This window comes from Streptomyces sp. NBC_00223, assembly GCF_036199905.1.
GTDB lineage: Bacteria > Actinomycetota > Actinomycetes > Streptomycetales > Streptomycetaceae > Actinacidiphila.
In genome coordinates, this window is record NZ_CP108109.1 from 6,086,877 (window position 1) to 6,101,429 (window position 14,553).

Here is a 14,553-nt window from a genome sequence, read left to right on the forward strand (position 1 = left end):
ACCAGCTCGGTCCGCGCCCGCGCAGGCCAGACGTCGACGTCCCCAACCGCCGGAGGGCCGGCTCAGGGGCGCCGCCACGCCCGAAGTGCCAGGGCGGCCGCGCCGAGTAGCGCGGCCGCGGTCCACAGTGGGGCTCGCAGGCCCGCTTCGCGGGCGATGATGCCACCGGTCAGTGCGCCGAGGCCGGCGGCGCCACCGCCGAAGAGGCGGAAGGCGGTGACAACACGGCCGAGCAGATCGTCCGGGGTGAGGGCCTGGCGCGCGGAACCCGCGGCGACGCTGGTGAGCGTGGAAGCCGCGCCCAGCAGGGCAAGGAACGCACCTGCCGCGAAGACGTCGGGAACCGCCGCGATACCGAACCAGGCCAAGCTTTGAAGCCCGATGGCGACAGCCGTCATCTGCCGGTACGTGAGCCGGCGCGTCAGTGGCGCTGCTCGCCAGCCGGCCGCGATGCCGCCGAGAGCCGCGACCGCGAGCAGGACGCCGTACACACCCTTGGCCACGTGCAGGGTCCCGGTGGCGTACAGCACGAAGGGTGCCATGGCCATGTTGTAGGCGAAGTTGTACGCGCTCATGCTGAGTGCGAGCGTTCGCAGTTCGGGAGTGGCGAGCAGGTGGGCGAGCCCGGCGCGGATGGCGGCGGTGATCGAGGTGTGACCGCCCGGGGCAGGCATCTTCGGCAGGCGGCTGATGAAAACGGCGGAGGCCACGAAGGATGCGGCGTCGGCGGCGAAGGGCAGCGTCGTACTCAGGGCGTAGGCGCCCGATCCGAGGGGTGGCCCGGCCAAGGAGCGGCCGACGGTGTCGACGGCCCAGTAGCGGCCGTTCACCTTCGTCAGGGTTTCCTTGTCACGGCCCACGAGCAGGGGGATGACGGCTTGGGAGGAGGCGTCGAAGAAGCACCGGGCCATGCCGACGACCAGGATCGTCGCCGTGAGCAGCGGCAGGGTGGCGTGGCCGGTCACCAGGAGGACGGACAGGGCGATCAGGACCACTGCCCGCACGAGGTCGGCGGTGATCATCACAGCGCGGCGCGGCCAGCGGTCGGCGAGGGCTCCTGCGGGCAGGCCGATGATCAGCCAGGGAATGGAGAAGGCAGCGGTGACCGTGGCGACGGCGAGCGGGTTGCGGGTGAGCGAGGCAGCGAGCAGTGGAGCCGCGGCCAGGAAGGCGCCGTCGCCGGTGACGGAGATCCCGGTGGAAGCCAGCAGTGGACCGACCCGACCCGTTGTGGTCACGGGAGGGTCCACTGCCTGTACGTGGTTTTCCTGACTCGCGCTCAGGTGCGGATCTCCTCGTGCGTGCCGAAGTCGCCGACGCGTACGCCGCTCACGAAGGACGCCCAGGCGTCTCGGCTGAAGGCGAGAACAGGGCCGGTGCCGTCGTCCTTGGTGTCGCGGACCCCTATCAGCTTCGTGTGCAGCGCTACTTCCACGCAGTCGGTGTCGCCGCTGTTGTTGCTCTTGCGCCAGAGTGCGGACGCGAAGTTCTCCTCGACCACAGATACCTCCATCACAGGGCTGTGTGAGCATTGTCGGGCAACCCGATCGCGGGTGGTAGGGCGGTACTACCCGTCAGGAATCCACGTCCGTCGAGGCGCGGACGACGAGTTGGGGAGGGAAGCGTTCGTCCCGCGCGGTCGCGTCGGCGTCGGACGGGTGTCGGCCATCCCCAACCGGCGGTCGGGCTTCGAGGGTTGACGCCGGGTGGGGAGGCTACGCCCTGATCTCGTGCATCAGCATGCGCAGGGTGAGGCTGTGCTTCTCGGGCGGCAGGGCGTCCATGGCCGAGCGCGCGTACGCCACGCCTCCCGTACGGTCGCCCGCCCGGGCCAGCATCAGGCCGCGGTGCAGCTCCAGGTGGGTGGCGAAACGGGGCAACGTCCCCGGCAGCTCCCGACGCGCGGCCTCCTGCGCCTCGACCGCGCCCTTCTCGTCACCCAGGCGGGCAGGCCGCATGGAACGGGGGACGTTCGTCCGCGCGATGATGCGGGGAGCACCCGGTCCGGTCCCCTCTCGGAGGGGACCGGGGCCGGACCATCCCCGCGAGCGCGGGGAGCACACCGCCATAGCCAAGTCCAGGACCACCCAGGTAGGACCATCCCCGCGTACGCGGGGAGCACGCACTGTACGACCTGCCCAGGGTCCGGGGACGCGGGGGTGGTCCCCCGCGCTTGCGCTGCCACTTCGCGTACGACTGGTGCTCCCCGCGCGGCTGCGGGGGTGGTGCGCGCGTGACGGGAACGGCCCTGCTGTCTGCTGCGGGGCCATTCGGGATCGACGGTCAGGCGGAGAAGCGCCCGGCCTTCACGTCGGTGATGAACGCGGACCAGGCGGACGCCGGGAAGACCAGGGCGGGGCCCTCCGGGTTTTTGCTGTCGCGTACGGGCAGGAGGCCGGGGAAGCCGGGCGCCACCTCGACGCATTCGCCGCCGTTGCCTTCGCTGTAGCTGCTCTTGACCCACGTCGTGCCGGAGAAGTCAGGGACGCTGCTCATCAGGTGTACTCCTTCATCACGTCACGGATGAACGCCAGCGAGTCCTCCGGAGGCATCGCGGCGGCTCGCAACCGATCGTACTTGTCCTGCGCATCTGCGACGACAGCAGCGGAGTCGTCAACGTGCCCCAGCTGCACGGTCTCGGTGTAGAGCACCGTCGGACCTTCTTCCGGGGTCAGCAGGGTGAAGGGCAGACCGCCCGCTGGAGTGCCCTGCGCGAAGGGCAGGACCTGGACAGTGACGTGCGGGCTCTCCGCTTCCGTGAGGAGACGGTCCAGTTGGCCGGCCATCACCTCACGGCTACCCGTGACCGTACGCAGAGCCGCCTCGTGCAGCACCACCCAGAGCGAGGGCTGGTGCACCCGCCGCCTCAGCGCCTCACGCCGTTCGAGCCGTGCCTCCACCCGAGCGGCGATCACCTCCATTTCCTCCCGAGGGTGGGCCTGCCGGAAGACGACCGTCGCGTAGTCCCGGGTCTGGAGCGTGCCCGAGATCGTCATGGGCGAGAAGTTGAGAATCTGCGTCGCGTCCCGCTCAAGGTTGACGTACGGGATGAACCAGCCCGGGTGTCCGCGCTCGCTCACCCGCTCCCGGAGCCGTACGAAGAACCCCGACGTCTCGAAGACCCGGTCGCACACCTCCGCGAACTGCTCGGAGCCGAGGAGCCGTCCGCTCTCGACACGGGTGACGTACGGCCGCTCGTACCGCGCCTCGTCCGCGAGTTGGTGTTGGGTCAAGCCCCGGTGCTCGCGGGCGAACCTGACCTCCTGCCCGAAGTAGGCCGCACCGTTTTTCCGGCCATTCACCGCATGCTCACTCATTCGTTTTTCCCCCAACGCCCGGGCGTTCCGCTGTCCTTGGAACCCCGTTTTGTCTGGTGACGGCACTTGCCACCCGCCACTCTGGTGAACACAAGGTTATGGCGCGAACACGGCGTGGCACCAGGGAAAGGCCCAGCTATGGAAGTTCCGGCAGTAACAGCGTCCCCCGAACCGCTGGTGGCTTCGTACTGGGCGTGTACGCCTCGTTCGGTGAGCCGGTCGCGGCACTGCCTGCGGGCGGTGCTGTGGAAGTGGGGTCTGGGCGACCTCGCCGAGGTGGCCGAACTCGTGCTGACGGAGTTGGTGACCAACAGCGTCCAGCACGCTCGGGTGCGTGGCCGGCTGATCGAGACCAGGTTCGTACGCGAGGGGGACGGCGTACGGCTTGAGGTGCACGACGCGAGTTCCCGGCGGCCGGAGGCGCACCGGACGGGCGCGGAGGACGAGCGGGGGCGGGGGCTGGCGTTGGTGGACGCGCTGGTCGGGCCGGGGTGCTGGGGCGTGAGCGAGCGGGACGGGGTGGGCAAGCTGGTCTGGGCGTTTGTGACCGCGAGCGGTGACAGTACGTGAGTCTCCCCGAAGTCCATTGGCACACGTCGGTGGCGACGGGAACAGCCCTCCCCCTGGCGGTGTCCGCGGTTTCTCCGTTGGTGGTGCGGGAGTGGGTGTTCCGGCCGCGGGGTGTGTATGCGGCGACGTTTGACCGGCCGGAGGACGCGTTGTCGTGGCTGGGGGTGACGCTGGAGGGTGTTGCGCCGTTGCCGGGGGATCTGTCGCCGGACGACCGGGTCGCGTACGCCCGTGAACACCTCGCCCTCCACCCGGCACAGGCCGATCCCGTGTACTCGGCGAGCGGCTATCTCGTGCAGGACCTGGTGGCGTGCCGCGTCGACCACGACATCTACCGGAGTTCCTTGCCGGTAAGGACAGCAGCCCGCTCATGACCCGCCCCCGTACCCGCCCTCGTCACCTGCACCAGGAAAACGCAAACGCGCAACCGTCACGGCATAGCCCCGAGCGCCGGAAGCGCAGTTTCGACGCTGCGGGTACGGGCGACGGCAACTCCGTCGCCGTCGCCTTTGATGCAGCCGACGGTCCCGGCGCTGAGAGGATGCGCCCGGAGTGTCGGACGGACACGCCAAAAGCCGGAGGTAACGGATATGAACTCTGCCGCCGTGACGCAGGCATTGATCCTTGCGGGTGGACAGGCAACCCGTATGCGCCCCTACACCGACGACGCTCCCAAAGCCATGGTGCCCGTGGCTGGAGCCCCCATCGTCGGTTACCAACTTGCCTGGTTGGCGGAGCACGGCGTCAAGTCCGTGACGATCAGCGGTGGTTACAAGCACGAGTTGATCAGGGAATACGTGGGCGACGGCGGACGGTTCGGCGTGGACATCCGCTACGCGATCGAGGCTGAACCGCTGGGTCGTGGCGGCGGGCTCAAGTTCGGCGCGCGTCAACTCGCCGACCCGGGAGCGCCGTTCTACGTGCTGAACGGGGACGTCATCACGACGTTCTCCCTCACCGATCTCGCGCGGTACCACCATGAGAACGGTGGGGCTGTCACCGTCGCTCTGTCGCCCTACCGGTCGAACTGGGGCGTGGCCGAGTTGGACGACGGCAACCGTATCCGGGGGTTCGTCCAGTCGCCCGAACTCCCGTACTGGATCAACGCGGGGATCTACCTGTTCAGCCCGGACGTGGTGCCGATGCTCCCGGACAAGGGGGACCACGAGGACAGTACGTTTCCGCGGCTCGCGGCGGAGGGGCGTCTCATCGGCTACCGGCTGTCGGGCTATTGGCGGGGGATCGACACGGTGAAGGACGTGATCGCGGCGTCCGATGAGGTGCGTTCCTCCGGCAGGCTGCTGCCGCCGCGATTCCACACGACGGATCCGGACTTGTGAATGCCGGGCCGTGACCGGGCCCGGTGAGCCGAGAGGACAGGGCAGCTGTGATTGACGCCCATGAGGTAGTAGGCAAGCGCAACATCTTGTTCATTACGTTCGATTCGCTGCGTTTCGACGTGGCGCGGGCGTCACTGTTCGCCGGTCTGACCCCGAACCTTGCGGGGGTGCTGCCGGGCGGTCGCTGGGAGGAACGCCGGACGCAGGGTTCGTTCACCTTGCCCGCGCACATGGCGTTCTTCTCCGGCTTTCTGCCGGTTCCCTCCGGACCGGACCGGCCGAAGCGGCTTCTTGCCTGCCGTGCTCAGCGCGGAACCACCATCGGTGAGCGCACGTTCGTGTTCAACGCGCCGGACATCGTGAGTGGCCTGGCCGGCCTCGGCTACCGGACGGTCTGCATCGGGGGCATCGGGCTCTTCTCGGGCGAGACCGAGTGAGGGCGCGTCTTACCCGCCCTGTTCCAGGAGAGCCACTGGAGTCCCCTCACCGGGACGGACTGCCAGGACTCCACCCGCCATCAAGTGAACCTCGCACTTGAAGCGTTGAGGACACCCCGGGAGGAACGGCTTTCGTTCCTCTTCGTGAACGTATCCGCGACGCACACCCCGCACTTCGGCTACCTGGCCGGGGCGAGCGAGGACTCATGGGAAAGCCAGAGCGCGGCACTCTCGTACGCGGACGGACAACTCGGGCGCCTCTTCGACGCGTTGCCCGAGCACGGCTCCTGGCTGGTGCTCATGTGCGGGGACCACGGCGAGGCGTTCGGAGAAGACGGTCACAACGGTCACGGGATCGCCCACCCGGCCGTATGGAGTGTGCCCTACGCGGAATCGCTGCTCCCGGGGTGACGGCCTGGAGACCCCACAGGGTGACTGTTGCCTGGGCCGTAGGGACAGGGCCCGATGCTCCGTGTTCGGGCCCACGACTGACGACCACTGGATCACCGGCCGCAGCCCTGCCCAACTGGGCGCCCTGGCCACCGCGTTACGTACCCACGCAGACCACCTCGACCACGATGTCGTTCCCGCCCTGACCGCAGCCCGCGACGACTGGGCCGCGCATCGCACGCCGCGAAGCAACGAGTAACGGCACGCCGACCGCCCGGCGCGGCGGCAAGCCCTAGGCTGACGTGGACGGTTGGCTTGCGCGCGGGAGTGGAGGTCCAGGGGGATGGGCGATTCGTTCCGCACGTCGACATCGGTGAAAGTGATGGAATCCGCCACCCACGCGAGGTAAACGCCCAGGTCACTTAGGGTGCTCCCCGCACGCGCGGGGTTGGTCCCTGCGGCTGGGCACCGGACAGGGTGGAGGCGGAGTGCTCCCCGCACGCGCGGGGTTGGTCCCTCACACCCCGATCACATGACCGACCACTGGTGGTGCTCCCCGCACGCGCGGGGTTGGTCCCTCCTTCGACCAGTGGATGTCCTCGATCCTGGTGTGCTCCCCGCACGTGCGGGGTTGTCCGCGCGGCAGCGTCGGCCTCCGGGACCTAATCCGGTCCTGGAGGCCGACGTCGCGCGGGGCCCGGAGCGAACCGGCGGCCTACGAGGCCGGCCTTACGAACCCGTCGCCGGGGACGCGTCGCTGCGGCTTTCCAGGACGGCGGCCGGCTCCAGCGGAGAGGCGATGTCCTGGTCCTTGCTGTGGGACGCCCAGTCGCGGATACCGATGAGGACCATGACGAAGAAGATCCCGTAGACGATCCCGGAGAAGTACAGCTTGGAGTGGATGGCCAGGGGCACCCCGACGAGGTCGACGGCCAGCCAGACGAACCAGAACTCCACGTAGCGCCGGGCCTGGGTGTACATCGCCAGGATCGAGCCGACGAAGATCCAGGCGTCCGCGAGGACCATCCACCAGGGAGCGCCCGGGTAGAACGACGCGTCGGTCGACTTGAGCAGCGCGCCGAACGCGACCGTTCCCAAGGCCATGACGGCGATCAGCACGGAGCGCTCCAGCCCCGATGCCCAGCGGACGTTGATCGTGCCTTCCTTCTCTCTGCTGCGCCGCCAAGTGGCCCAGCCCCATGACGCCGATGCTATGATCACAACCTGCCGGGCGGCGTTGCCTCCGAGATGGACGTTCAGGCTCGCGATGAGCAGCAGAATCGACCCGAGGATCTGCACCGGCCACGCCACGAGCAGTCGCCGCAACGCCAGCCACACGGTAGCGAGTGCCAGGATGTTGCCCAGGAAGTCCGACCAGTACACGGGAAGACCGAAGAAGCTGAACTGCTGATTCAGCCAGTGGAATGCGCTCATTGCTAAACACCTTTGTTCGTTCGGAGCAAGGCTGGGTACGGCTGCTGGGTACGGCGATGGGTACGCCGATGGGCGATGGGGCCCGGACCGGGCCGGTGATGACGCACGGAGCTCGACAGTGGGTGTCGAGTCCGTGCGGAGCGGAGTGGAACTTCAGGCGGAGACGGCTCTCCCGTACGCGGCGAGCGCGTCGGTGAGGACGCGCCGCCCGAGGTCCGAGGCGAGAAGGGCCTCGGACCGCAGGACGTCCTGCCGGGCGGCGCGTATCAGGTCCTCGGACGACGCGAACTTCACCGTGTCCCGGATCCGTGCCACGAACCACAGTCCGACGCGCTCTCCGTAGAGCTCCTCCGACAGGTCGTGGCAGTACACCTCGACGTGTACGTCCGCCGAGTCGCTGAAGGTGGGGTTCGATCCGATGCTGATCGTCCCCCGGTGGACGGCGCCGGTCGCGTGGCGTACGACCCAGCCGCTGTAGATCGCCGGCGGCGGGACCGGCGAGCCGGGTTCGGCCGCGACGTTCGCGGTGGGGAACCCGAGCCCACGGCCCCGGCCGGCACCGTGCACCACCGCACCCGTCAGGTGCGCGTGGACGGCCGGGCTGTCACCCATGGGGGATGAGCTCGCGGAACTGGCTGGTGTGGAAGACAAGCGGCTCCACGCCGGAGAACAGCTCGGTCGTCAGCAACTCCATGAGCACGATCTCGTGATCGCCGCCGTCGTAGGTCGCGCTCACCCGGGCCGTCAGCCAGAGCGCGGCGTCCCCGATCACGACGGCACCCTCGGGCGTCGCCCGCCACGCGACGCCGTCGAAGCGGTTGCCCTCCCGGGACGCCAGACGCCGGCACAGCTCACCCTGACCGCGGCTGAGCACGCTCAGCCCCAGCACGGGTGCCCCCGCCAGGCGCGGCCAGGTGGTCGAGGTGCGGGCCACGCTGATCGCGACCATGGGCGGTTGGAGCGAGATCGATACGAACGAACTCGCCGCGAACCCGACCGGTTCGTTCCCGAGCAGCGCGCTGATCGCGACGACACCGGCCGGGTAGGCACCGAACGCCTCTCGCAGCGTCGCCGCGTTCAGCTCCGCCGGCGCGGACGCCCCGGGCTGGTTGTGGGCAGACGTGGCCATGGTCTTGGACATCCTCTCGTCGCGAGTTTCTGTTTCTCAGTGCCGGTACGCGGTCTCAGTGCCGGTACCGCGCCGCGGGGTGGCTGGCGGGCAGCGCGCGGTCGGACGCTCCGGTAAGCCGTTCGCGCAGGCTCTCGCCCTCCGTGTACTCCCCGCGGAAGGCTCCGCGCGCCCGCAGGATCGGCAGGACCGACTCGACGAAGTCCGTCGTCGAGGCCGGCTGGACCGTCGGGGACAGCAGGAATCCGTCGAGGTCGGCGCCTTCCGCGAGCGAACAGATCTCGTCGGCGATCTCCTCGGCCGTACCGACCACGGGCCGCGCTCCGACACCGTGGGTGTGCCAGTCGGCGAGGACGTCACCGACCGTCTTGCCGGCGAAGCGGGCCACCTGGGTCTGCGACATCTCGGTGGAGAGCTCGGTCATGGGTGTCTCGGGCGCGTAGGACGAGAGGTCGAGCCCGGTGAACATGGCGTAGCTGGCCACGGTCACCTCGGGCCGCTGGGCGTCGAGGATCCGCTGGTAGCGCCGCTCCGCGTCGGATGTCGTCGCGCCGATGACGCAGGAGAACGCGGACATCACCTTCACCTCGTCGGCTCGGCGGCCCGCCTTGACGGCCTCCTCGCGGATGGACGCGGTGTGCCCGGCGAGCTGCTCGACCGAGCCGCTTCCCACGAACATGCACTCGCCGTGCCGCCCGCCGACCCGGCGACCGGCGGGCGAGGCACCCGCCTGGAACAGCACGGGCGAGCCCTGCGGGGAACGCGCGGTGTTGCCGTACCCCTCGGAGCGGAAGAACGGGCCCTCGTGGGTGACGAGGTGCACCTTGGCGGGGTCGGCGAACCGTCCGTCCTTGTCCTTCTCCAGCGCGTCCGGCTCCCAGGCCCCCTCCCAGTACTTGTAGACGAGGTCGAGGAAGTCCTCGGCCATCCGGTAGCGGTTGTCGTGCGCCACCATCTCCATGCCGAACGCCTTGACCGCGGTGTCGGCCGTGCCGGTCGTCACGATGTTCCAGCCGATCCGGCCACCGGAGAGCTGGTCGAGCGTGGCGAGGCGGCGGGCGAAGGCGTACGGCGGTTCCACGAGGACGGAGCCCGTCACGACGAGACCCAGGTCGGTCGTCGTGGACAGAAGCGCGGACGCCACGACCATCGGATCGAGCCGCGGGAGGTCGAGGGTCTCCTCCGTGGCGATGGGCGGGCGCGTGCCGTCGATCTCGGACCAGCCCCAGGCGTCGGCGAGGAACAGGAAGTCCAGCTTGGCGTCCTCGCAGATCGCGGCGAGATCGCGCCAGTATTCGAGAGTGTCGAAAAGGTGCCGCCGGCTGTCGGGGTGACGCCAGGTGGCCGTGCCACTCGCGTTGGTCTGCGCGTTCTCGAACACGCCGAGCTTGAGGTTCCTCATGGGTGGTTCTCCGTAGTGCTGTTGGGTGACCCGCGGGTCAGGAAGCAGAGGTGACCGCGGGTACGTCGAGCTGGGACGCGTAGGGCATGGACGCCTGTGCGCCGAGGCCGGTGACCGCGTACGACGCCGCGTGCACGGCGCGTTCCACCGCGGCCGGCAGGCCGGTGCCACGTCCGAGGGCGTCCGCGAGGGCGCCGCAGAAGGTGTCGCCGGCACCCACGGTGTCGACGACGTCCACGAACGGCGTGGGGATGTGTGTGATGTCGGTGCTGTGCGCCTCTTTCAGGAGGGCGCCGTCCGCGCCGAGCGTCACCACGACGGCCCGGCACGGGAGTTCGGCGCGCTCCAGCAGGCCGCGCGCCTCGTCGAGGGTGGCGGGCAGGTCGGCGCCGAGAAGTGAGGCGAGCTCGCCGAGGTTGGGGACGAGGACGTCGACGGCGGCCAGTACCCGCGTGTCGATCGGGCGGGCGGGGGCGGGATTGAGGACGACGACCCCGCCCTGTTCGCGGGCCCGCAGGACGGTCAGGTCGACCACGTCGGGCGCGATCTCGTGCTGGATGACGACGACCTCTCCCTTCGACCGGACGAGCCGGGACGGCACGTCCTGGGCGCCGAGGTCCGCGTTGGCCCCCGGATTCACGACGATGGTGTTCTCGCCGGCGTCGTCGACGACCACCGCGGCGATTCCGGTCGTGGTCCGCTCGTCCGACCGTACGGCCTCGACGTCCACGCCTTCGGACGCGAGCGCGTCGAGGATGAAGGCCGCGTCCGCGCCGACCCTGGCGACCAGACGCACCCGCGATCCGAGGCGGGCGGCGGCGACGGCCTGGTTGGCACCCTTGCCGCCCACCCCCTCCACGAAGTGCCGTGCGAGCACGGTCTCGCCGGGGTGCGGCAGGTCCTTGACGGTCAGGACGAAGTCGCGGTTCACCGAACCGACGACCGTGATGGACGACATTGGCACTCCTTGGGAGATCGATCTCCGACATGCTGTACCAGGGTTCCCGCGCCGTCAAGTAGCCTCGTCGGGTACGCCCGCCCCGCCGTGACGGCGCAGCGCCCACCGACCGAGTAAGGACTCCTACGTGACAGCGCCCCGACTCCTCGACGTGGCCAAGGCCGCCGGCGTCTCCCGCGCGACGGCGTCACGTGTTCTCGCCGGAACGCCGCGCAACGTCGATCCGGAGCTCGCGCGCCGCGTCGAGGAGGCCGCGCAACGGCTCGGTTACCAGACCAACCACTCGGCCAGGGCGCTGCGCACCGGCAGTACCGGCACGATCGGCATCGTCCTCCCTACGCTCGCCAACCCGTATTTCGTCCAACTCGCCGATGCCATCGCACGGCACGTGCGTGCCGCGGGGGGCACGCACGTGGTCACCGACGCGGCGAACGACACCGCGATCGAGGCCGAGCAGATCGACACCCTGCTCGGCGGACGGGTGGACGGCCTGATCGTCGTCCCCGTATCCGCCGGAGCGTCCGGACCCGCCGTCCGCGAGGCCGCCAAGCGCCGTCCCGTCGTCCTCTTCGACCGATGGGCCAAAGGATCCGGCACGGTCGCCGTCACGCTCGACAACGCGTCCGCGGTCCGGCTTCTCATCGACCATCTGGAGGGCATCGGGCGGCACCGGATCGCTCTCGTCGCCGCCGATCAGGCGTCCTCCTCGGGCGCCGAACGGCTCGCGGCCTTCACCGAGGCGCAAGGACCCGACGCCAACACCATCCTCCTGCCCAGCTTCACCACCGACGCCGGACGGATGGCGGGGCGCCGCATCATCGAGCAGCGCGACCAGGTCGACGCGGTCGTCTGCGGGGCGGACGTCCTGGCCGTGGGGCTCGTGAGCACGCTGCACCGCTCGTCGGTCGCGGTACCCGGGCAGATCGCCGTCACCGGGTTCGACGACACGGAGATACTCGAACTCATCGACCCGCCGATCACGTCCATCCGCCACCCGCTGTCGGCCATGGCGGAGCGCGCGCTGACGCTGCTTCAGGCGCCCAGCCGGGAACGGACGGAAGGGGTCGAGCGCTTCCCTCCCCAACTCGTCGTCCGGGCCTCGACGGAAGAGTCCTGACGGGTGGTCAGGTTGGTCGGGTCGGTGGTTCGGCGGTTCCCGGTCTACGGCTGGTGCTGGCCGAGTGCTCGTCGCATCACGGTGAAGCGACGCGGCGTCGGCCTGGCGCTCGTCCACTCCGTACTGGGTGCGGCGGACGCGGTCGGCGAACCCCTCGTCGTACTCCTCGGCGACCCCACCTACTACAACCGGTTCGGGTTCCGCGCCGGCACACGACTCGGCATCACACCGCCGGACCCCGGCTGGGGCGCCTACTTCCAGGTCCGCACCCTGACCGCGTACGAGCCGACCCTCTGCGGGGAGCCTTCACGTACGCCGAGCCGTTCAACCGCCTCTGATCTTTTGCCTTCCCAGCCGAGTGAGGCCCCATTGAGGCTCCGCCATCGTGAAGTGGCTGGTCAGCAGGGGTGGCGTGGCCGCGTTTCGGGGTGCTTGTGCTGGTCGCGGGCGGCAGTCTGGGGTGCAGATCGTCCGGCGGGGTGGCTTTGCCGATGAGTTCACCCTCCTCGAACGGTCTACCCGGCGACACGACCGTTCTCGACAGGAGTGCCATGTCCACCATCCAGCCCGTGATCCTGACTGCCGACCAGGACGTCCTGCTCGGCTTCTATACGGAATTGTTCGGCGCCGAGGAGATCTTCCGGGTACCGGCGGAAGGCCCGGCCTTCTACCTCGGCCTGCGCATCGGCGACACCGACCTCGGGCTGGTGGCCAAGGCGGACCCGGGGACCGGGGCGGCACCGCGGATCCTGCTCAGCATCGGTGTCGACGACGTCGACGCGACGCTCGCCCGGGTGGAGGCGCTGGGCGGCTCGGTCAGCGGAGGCCCCAACGACATGCCGTGGGGACAGCGCGTCGCCCACATCAAGGACCCCGACGGCAACCCGGTGAACCTCACCCAGCCGATTCCGGCCCGGTGACGCTGTTCCGGGTGCTTGTGCTGATCGTGGGCTATCTGCTGCGGTAGGGATCAATTGCCGCTGCTGGCCCCGATGTTCGTCAGGACGAGCTTCGCGCGTAACAGGTGGGTGGCGCAGGCGGGGCCAGTACGGAGCCCGGTGAGGCCCCGCCGGTTCTCCAGGTGGGCAAAGCCGCGTTCAACGGGGGACACGTCCAGCAGCCAGGCCCCGGAGACAAAGGACGTACCATCCCCGCGTGCGCGGGGAGCACTCGCGGTGAGCTGGGCGGCCCAGTCGGCACCGAGGGACCATCCCCGCGTGCGCGGGGAGCACACACGTAACTTCTCCCTGTCGTGTGCGGAGTGGGGACCATCCCCGCGTGCGCGGGGAGCACTCCCCGGGAATACCCCAGCGGGCAGATGCCGTAGGACCATCCCCGCGTGCGCGGGGAGCACCCGGCGCTTCCCGCCGGCGACCTGGTGGGCTGGGGACCATCCCCGCGTGCGCGGGGAGCACAGAAGTTGGCGGGCGGCCCGCACGCCGTTCCCGGGACCATCCCCGCGTGCGCGGGGAGCACGGTTGCGGGTAGGTCTGGCCCCGGCCAGTGACGGGACCATCCCCGCGTGCGCGGGGAGCACCGCTTCGTCGGTGGCGAGCAGCGCAGCGGCGGCTTCGGTGCCGGTGGGACCATCCCCGCGTGCGCGGGGAGCACGACGACCTCGCGAAGAACCTCGCCAGCGAGCAGGGACCATCCCCGCGTGCGCGGGGAGCACCCTAGATGACCTGGGGCTTTACTGGCCAAGGGCGCTAGTTTTCGTCACTTCCATTGGAACCGACATATGGAGCCAATGAACCCTTTCGCCTCGCCGCGTAGCTCGGAAAAACGCAACCTGCTTGAGCCTACGCGGCGCGCCCGGCACGCAGGGCCGTAGCGTGTCGGACCAGGCCCGGGGGCCTCAGTTGGCGGCCTGCGGGTTCTCGTGCATGCGGCGGCCGATGCCATGCCGCCGGAGCCGCAGATACCCCGCACCCTGCGGTGCGAGCAACGATGTCACCGATCGGCTGCTGAACCCATCGCTGCATGAGTCCGAACTCTGAGGGACTGGGGGTCGGGCTGTAGACGTTGTGGGCCTACGTGATGGGTGGGTTCCGTAGGCTGAGGTCAATTGGACGTGTGAGCTACGAGTTGAGGTCGAGTATGGCCTGCTGGTCCCGTATGCCGGTTTCTGTGGAAGTGGTGAAAACAGACGTTCCTGGCCGGTAAAGCCCCAGGTCATCTAGGGTGCTCCCCGCGCATGCGGGGATGGTCCCGGTGAGGACGCTCGGCGGGGGTGAAGGGTGACGTGCTCCCCGCGCATGCGGGGATGGTCCTCAGCCAGACCTCTGCTGGAAGAAGCGCAGAGAGTGCTCCCCGCGCATGCGGGGATGGTCCCCACGGGAAGGCGCGCAGCGGCGGCGCCTTCGGGTGCTCCCCGCGCATGCGGGGATGGTCCCGGTGCCGTGGCGCGGAGGAAGAGACCCGGGTCGTGCTCCCCGCGCATGCGGGGATGGTCCCTACGC

The 14,553-nt window shown here is 69.6% G+C and carries 16 protein-coding genes, 1 pseudogene and 1 CRISPR repeat array; of the genes and pseudogenes, 7 read left to right on the forward strand and 10 right to left on the reverse strand.

The annotated features are described in order from the left end of the window. Positions 1–62: 62 nt before the first annotated feature. From OHA30_RS25995 to OHA30_RS26015, 5 genes and pseudogenes are all read right to left on the reverse strand, one after another. Positions 63–1,238, reverse strand: a complete 1,176-nt coding sequence (locus OHA30_RS25995; protein ID WP_328916293.1) for an MFS transporter — start codon at positions 1,236–1,238, stop codon at positions 63–65. Positions 1,239–1,279: 41 nt separating this feature from the next. Beyond that, complete coding sequence (locus OHA30_RS26000) at positions 1,280–1,513, reverse strand: DUF397 domain-containing protein (RefSeq protein WP_328916294.1); 234 nt, start codon at positions 1,511–1,513, stop codon at positions 1,280–1,282. A 202-nt stretch (positions 1,514–1,715) separates the two neighbouring features. Further along, positions 1,716–1,979, reverse strand: a pseudogene (locus OHA30_RS26005) (XRE family transcriptional regulator); the annotation flags it as partial. A gap of 304 nt (positions 1,980–2,283) precedes the next feature. After that, the gene (locus OHA30_RS26010; protein WP_328916295.1) at positions 2,284–2,496 is read right to left on the reverse strand and encodes a DUF397 domain-containing protein; all 213 of its coding nucleotides are present in this window, start codon (positions 2,494–2,496) and stop codon (positions 2,284–2,286) included. Next, complete coding sequence (locus OHA30_RS26015; RefSeq protein ID WP_328916296.1) at positions 2,496–3,317, reverse strand: helix-turn-helix domain-containing protein; 822 nt, start codon at positions 3,315–3,317, stop codon at positions 2,496–2,498. Before OHA30_RS26015 ends, OHA30_RS26010 begins: the two co-directional genes overlap by 1 nt. Positions 3,318–3,527: 210 nt before the next feature. Here OHA30_RS26015 and OHA30_RS26020 point away from each other — a divergent pair, with 210 nt between their 5' ends. From OHA30_RS26020 to OHA30_RS26040, 5 genes are all read left to right on the forward strand, one after another. Then, positions 3,528–3,887: an ATP-binding protein gene (locus OHA30_RS26020; protein ID WP_328916297.1), complete on the forward strand. Its 360-nt coding sequence runs from the start codon at positions 3,528–3,530 to the stop codon at positions 3,885–3,887. Next, entirely contained in the window at positions 3,884–4,261 is a 378-nt protein-coding gene (locus tag OHA30_RS26025) for a hypothetical protein (RefSeq protein WP_328916298.1), read from the forward strand. Before OHA30_RS26020 ends, OHA30_RS26025 begins: the two co-directional genes overlap by 4 nt. A 231-nt stretch (positions 4,262–4,492) precedes the next feature. After that, the gene (locus OHA30_RS26030; protein WP_328916299.1) at positions 4,493–5,227 is read left to right on the forward strand and encodes a nucleotidyltransferase family protein; all 735 of its coding nucleotides are present in this window, start codon (positions 4,493–4,495) and stop codon (positions 5,225–5,227) included. 47 nt (positions 5,228–5,274) lie between these two features. Next, a complete protein-coding gene (locus OHA30_RS26035; protein WP_328916300.1) occupies positions 5,275–5,664 on the forward strand; it encodes a hypothetical protein in 390 nt (129 codons plus the stop codon). 18 nt (positions 5,665–5,682) lie between these two features. After that, positions 5,683–6,075 carry a sulfatase-like hydrolase/transferase gene (locus OHA30_RS26040; protein ID WP_328918002.1) on the forward strand — a complete coding sequence of 131 codons (393 nt, stop codon included), beginning with the start codon at positions 5,683–5,685 and terminating at the stop codon, positions 6,073–6,075. Positions 6,076–6,783: 708 nt separating this feature from the next. On the opposite strand, the gene OHA30_RS26045 is transcribed toward OHA30_RS26040, so the two are convergent. From OHA30_RS26045 to OHA30_RS26065, 5 genes are all read right to left on the reverse strand, one after another. Beyond that, positions 6,784–7,488 (reverse strand): nicotinamide mononucleotide transporter family protein, encoded by a 705-nt coding sequence (locus tag OHA30_RS26045; protein ID WP_328916301.1) that lies wholly within the window; start codon positions 7,486–7,488, stop codon positions 6,784–6,786. 153 nt (positions 7,489–7,641) lie between these two features. Continuing rightward, positions 7,642–8,100: a riboflavin kinase gene (locus OHA30_RS26050; protein ID WP_328916302.1), complete on the reverse strand. Its 459-nt coding sequence runs from the start codon at positions 8,098–8,100 to the stop codon at positions 7,642–7,644. Further along, complete coding sequence (locus OHA30_RS26055; RefSeq protein WP_328916303.1) at positions 8,093–8,617, reverse strand: flavin reductase family protein; 525 nt, start codon at positions 8,615–8,617, stop codon at positions 8,093–8,095. Before OHA30_RS26055 ends, OHA30_RS26050 begins: the two co-directional genes overlap by 8 nt. A gap of 55 nt (positions 8,618–8,672) precedes the next feature. Continuing rightward, entirely contained in the window at positions 8,673–10,019 is a 1,347-nt protein-coding gene (locus OHA30_RS26060) for an NtaA/DmoA family FMN-dependent monooxygenase (protein ID WP_328916304.1), read from the reverse strand. A 37-nt stretch (positions 10,020–10,056) separates the two neighbouring features. After that, positions 10,057–10,977: a ribokinase gene (locus OHA30_RS26065; protein ID WP_328916305.1), complete on the reverse strand. Its 921-nt coding sequence runs from the start codon at positions 10,975–10,977 to the stop codon at positions 10,057–10,059. A gap of 127 nt (positions 10,978–11,104) precedes the next feature. On the opposite strand from OHA30_RS26065, the gene OHA30_RS26070 reads away from it, so the two are divergent. Both OHA30_RS26070 and OHA30_RS26075 read left to right on the forward strand, forming a co-directional pair. Beyond that, the gene (locus OHA30_RS26070) at positions 11,105–12,094 is read left to right on the forward strand and encodes a LacI family DNA-binding transcriptional regulator (protein WP_328916306.1); all 990 of its coding nucleotides are present in this window, start codon (positions 11,105–11,107) and stop codon (positions 12,092–12,094) included. 551 nt (positions 12,095–12,645) lie between these two features. Continuing rightward, positions 12,646–13,014, forward strand: a complete 369-nt coding sequence (locus OHA30_RS26075) for a VOC family protein (RefSeq protein ID WP_328916307.1) — start codon at positions 12,646–12,648, stop codon at positions 13,012–13,014. 221 nt (positions 13,015–13,235) lie between these two features. Continuing rightward, a CRISPR array of direct repeats spans positions 13,236–13,766; the repeat unit is 29 nt; unit sequence GGGACCATCCCCGCGTGCGCGGGGAGCAC. The last annotated feature ends 787 nt before the right edge of the window (positions 13,767–14,553 follow it).

What these genes read in the sequence shown, in the direction of transcription:
- OHA30_RS26075 (WP_328916307.1), top strand. Translation starts at nt 12,646, where the DNA reads ATGTCCACCATCCAGCCCGTGATCCTGACTGCCGACCAGGACGTCCTG.
- OHA30_RS26000 (WP_328916294.1), bottom strand. Translation starts at nt 1,513, where the DNA reads ATGGAGGTATCTGTGGTCGAGGAGAACTTCGCGTCCGCACTCTGGCGC.
- OHA30_RS26010 (WP_328916295.1), bottom strand. Translation starts at nt 2,496, where the DNA reads ATGAGCAGCGTCCCTGACTTCTCCGGCACGACGTGGGTCAAGAGCAGC.
- OHA30_RS26060 (WP_328916304.1), bottom strand. Translation starts at nt 10,019, where the DNA reads ATGAGGAACCTCAAGCTCGGCGTGTTCGAGAACGCGCAGACCAACGCG.
- OHA30_RS26055 (WP_328916303.1), bottom strand. Translation starts at nt 8,617, where the DNA reads ATGGCCACGTCTGCCCACAACCAGCCCGGGGCGTCCGCGCCGGCGGAG.
- OHA30_RS26065 (WP_328916305.1), bottom strand. Translation starts at nt 10,977, where the DNA reads ATGTCGTCCATCACGGTCGTCGGTTCGGTGAACCGCGACTTCGTCCTG.
- OHA30_RS26015 (WP_328916296.1), bottom strand. Translation starts at nt 3,317, where the DNA reads ATGAGTGAGCATGCGGTGAATGGCCGGAAAAACGGTGCGGCCTACTTC.
- OHA30_RS26045 (WP_328916301.1), bottom strand. Translation starts at nt 7,488, where the DNA reads ATGAGCGCATTCCACTGGCTGAATCAGCAGTTCAGCTTCTTCGGTCTT.
- OHA30_RS26050 (WP_328916302.1), bottom strand. Translation starts at nt 8,100, where the DNA reads ATGGGTGACAGCCCGGCCGTCCACGCGCACCTGACGGGTGCGGTGGTG.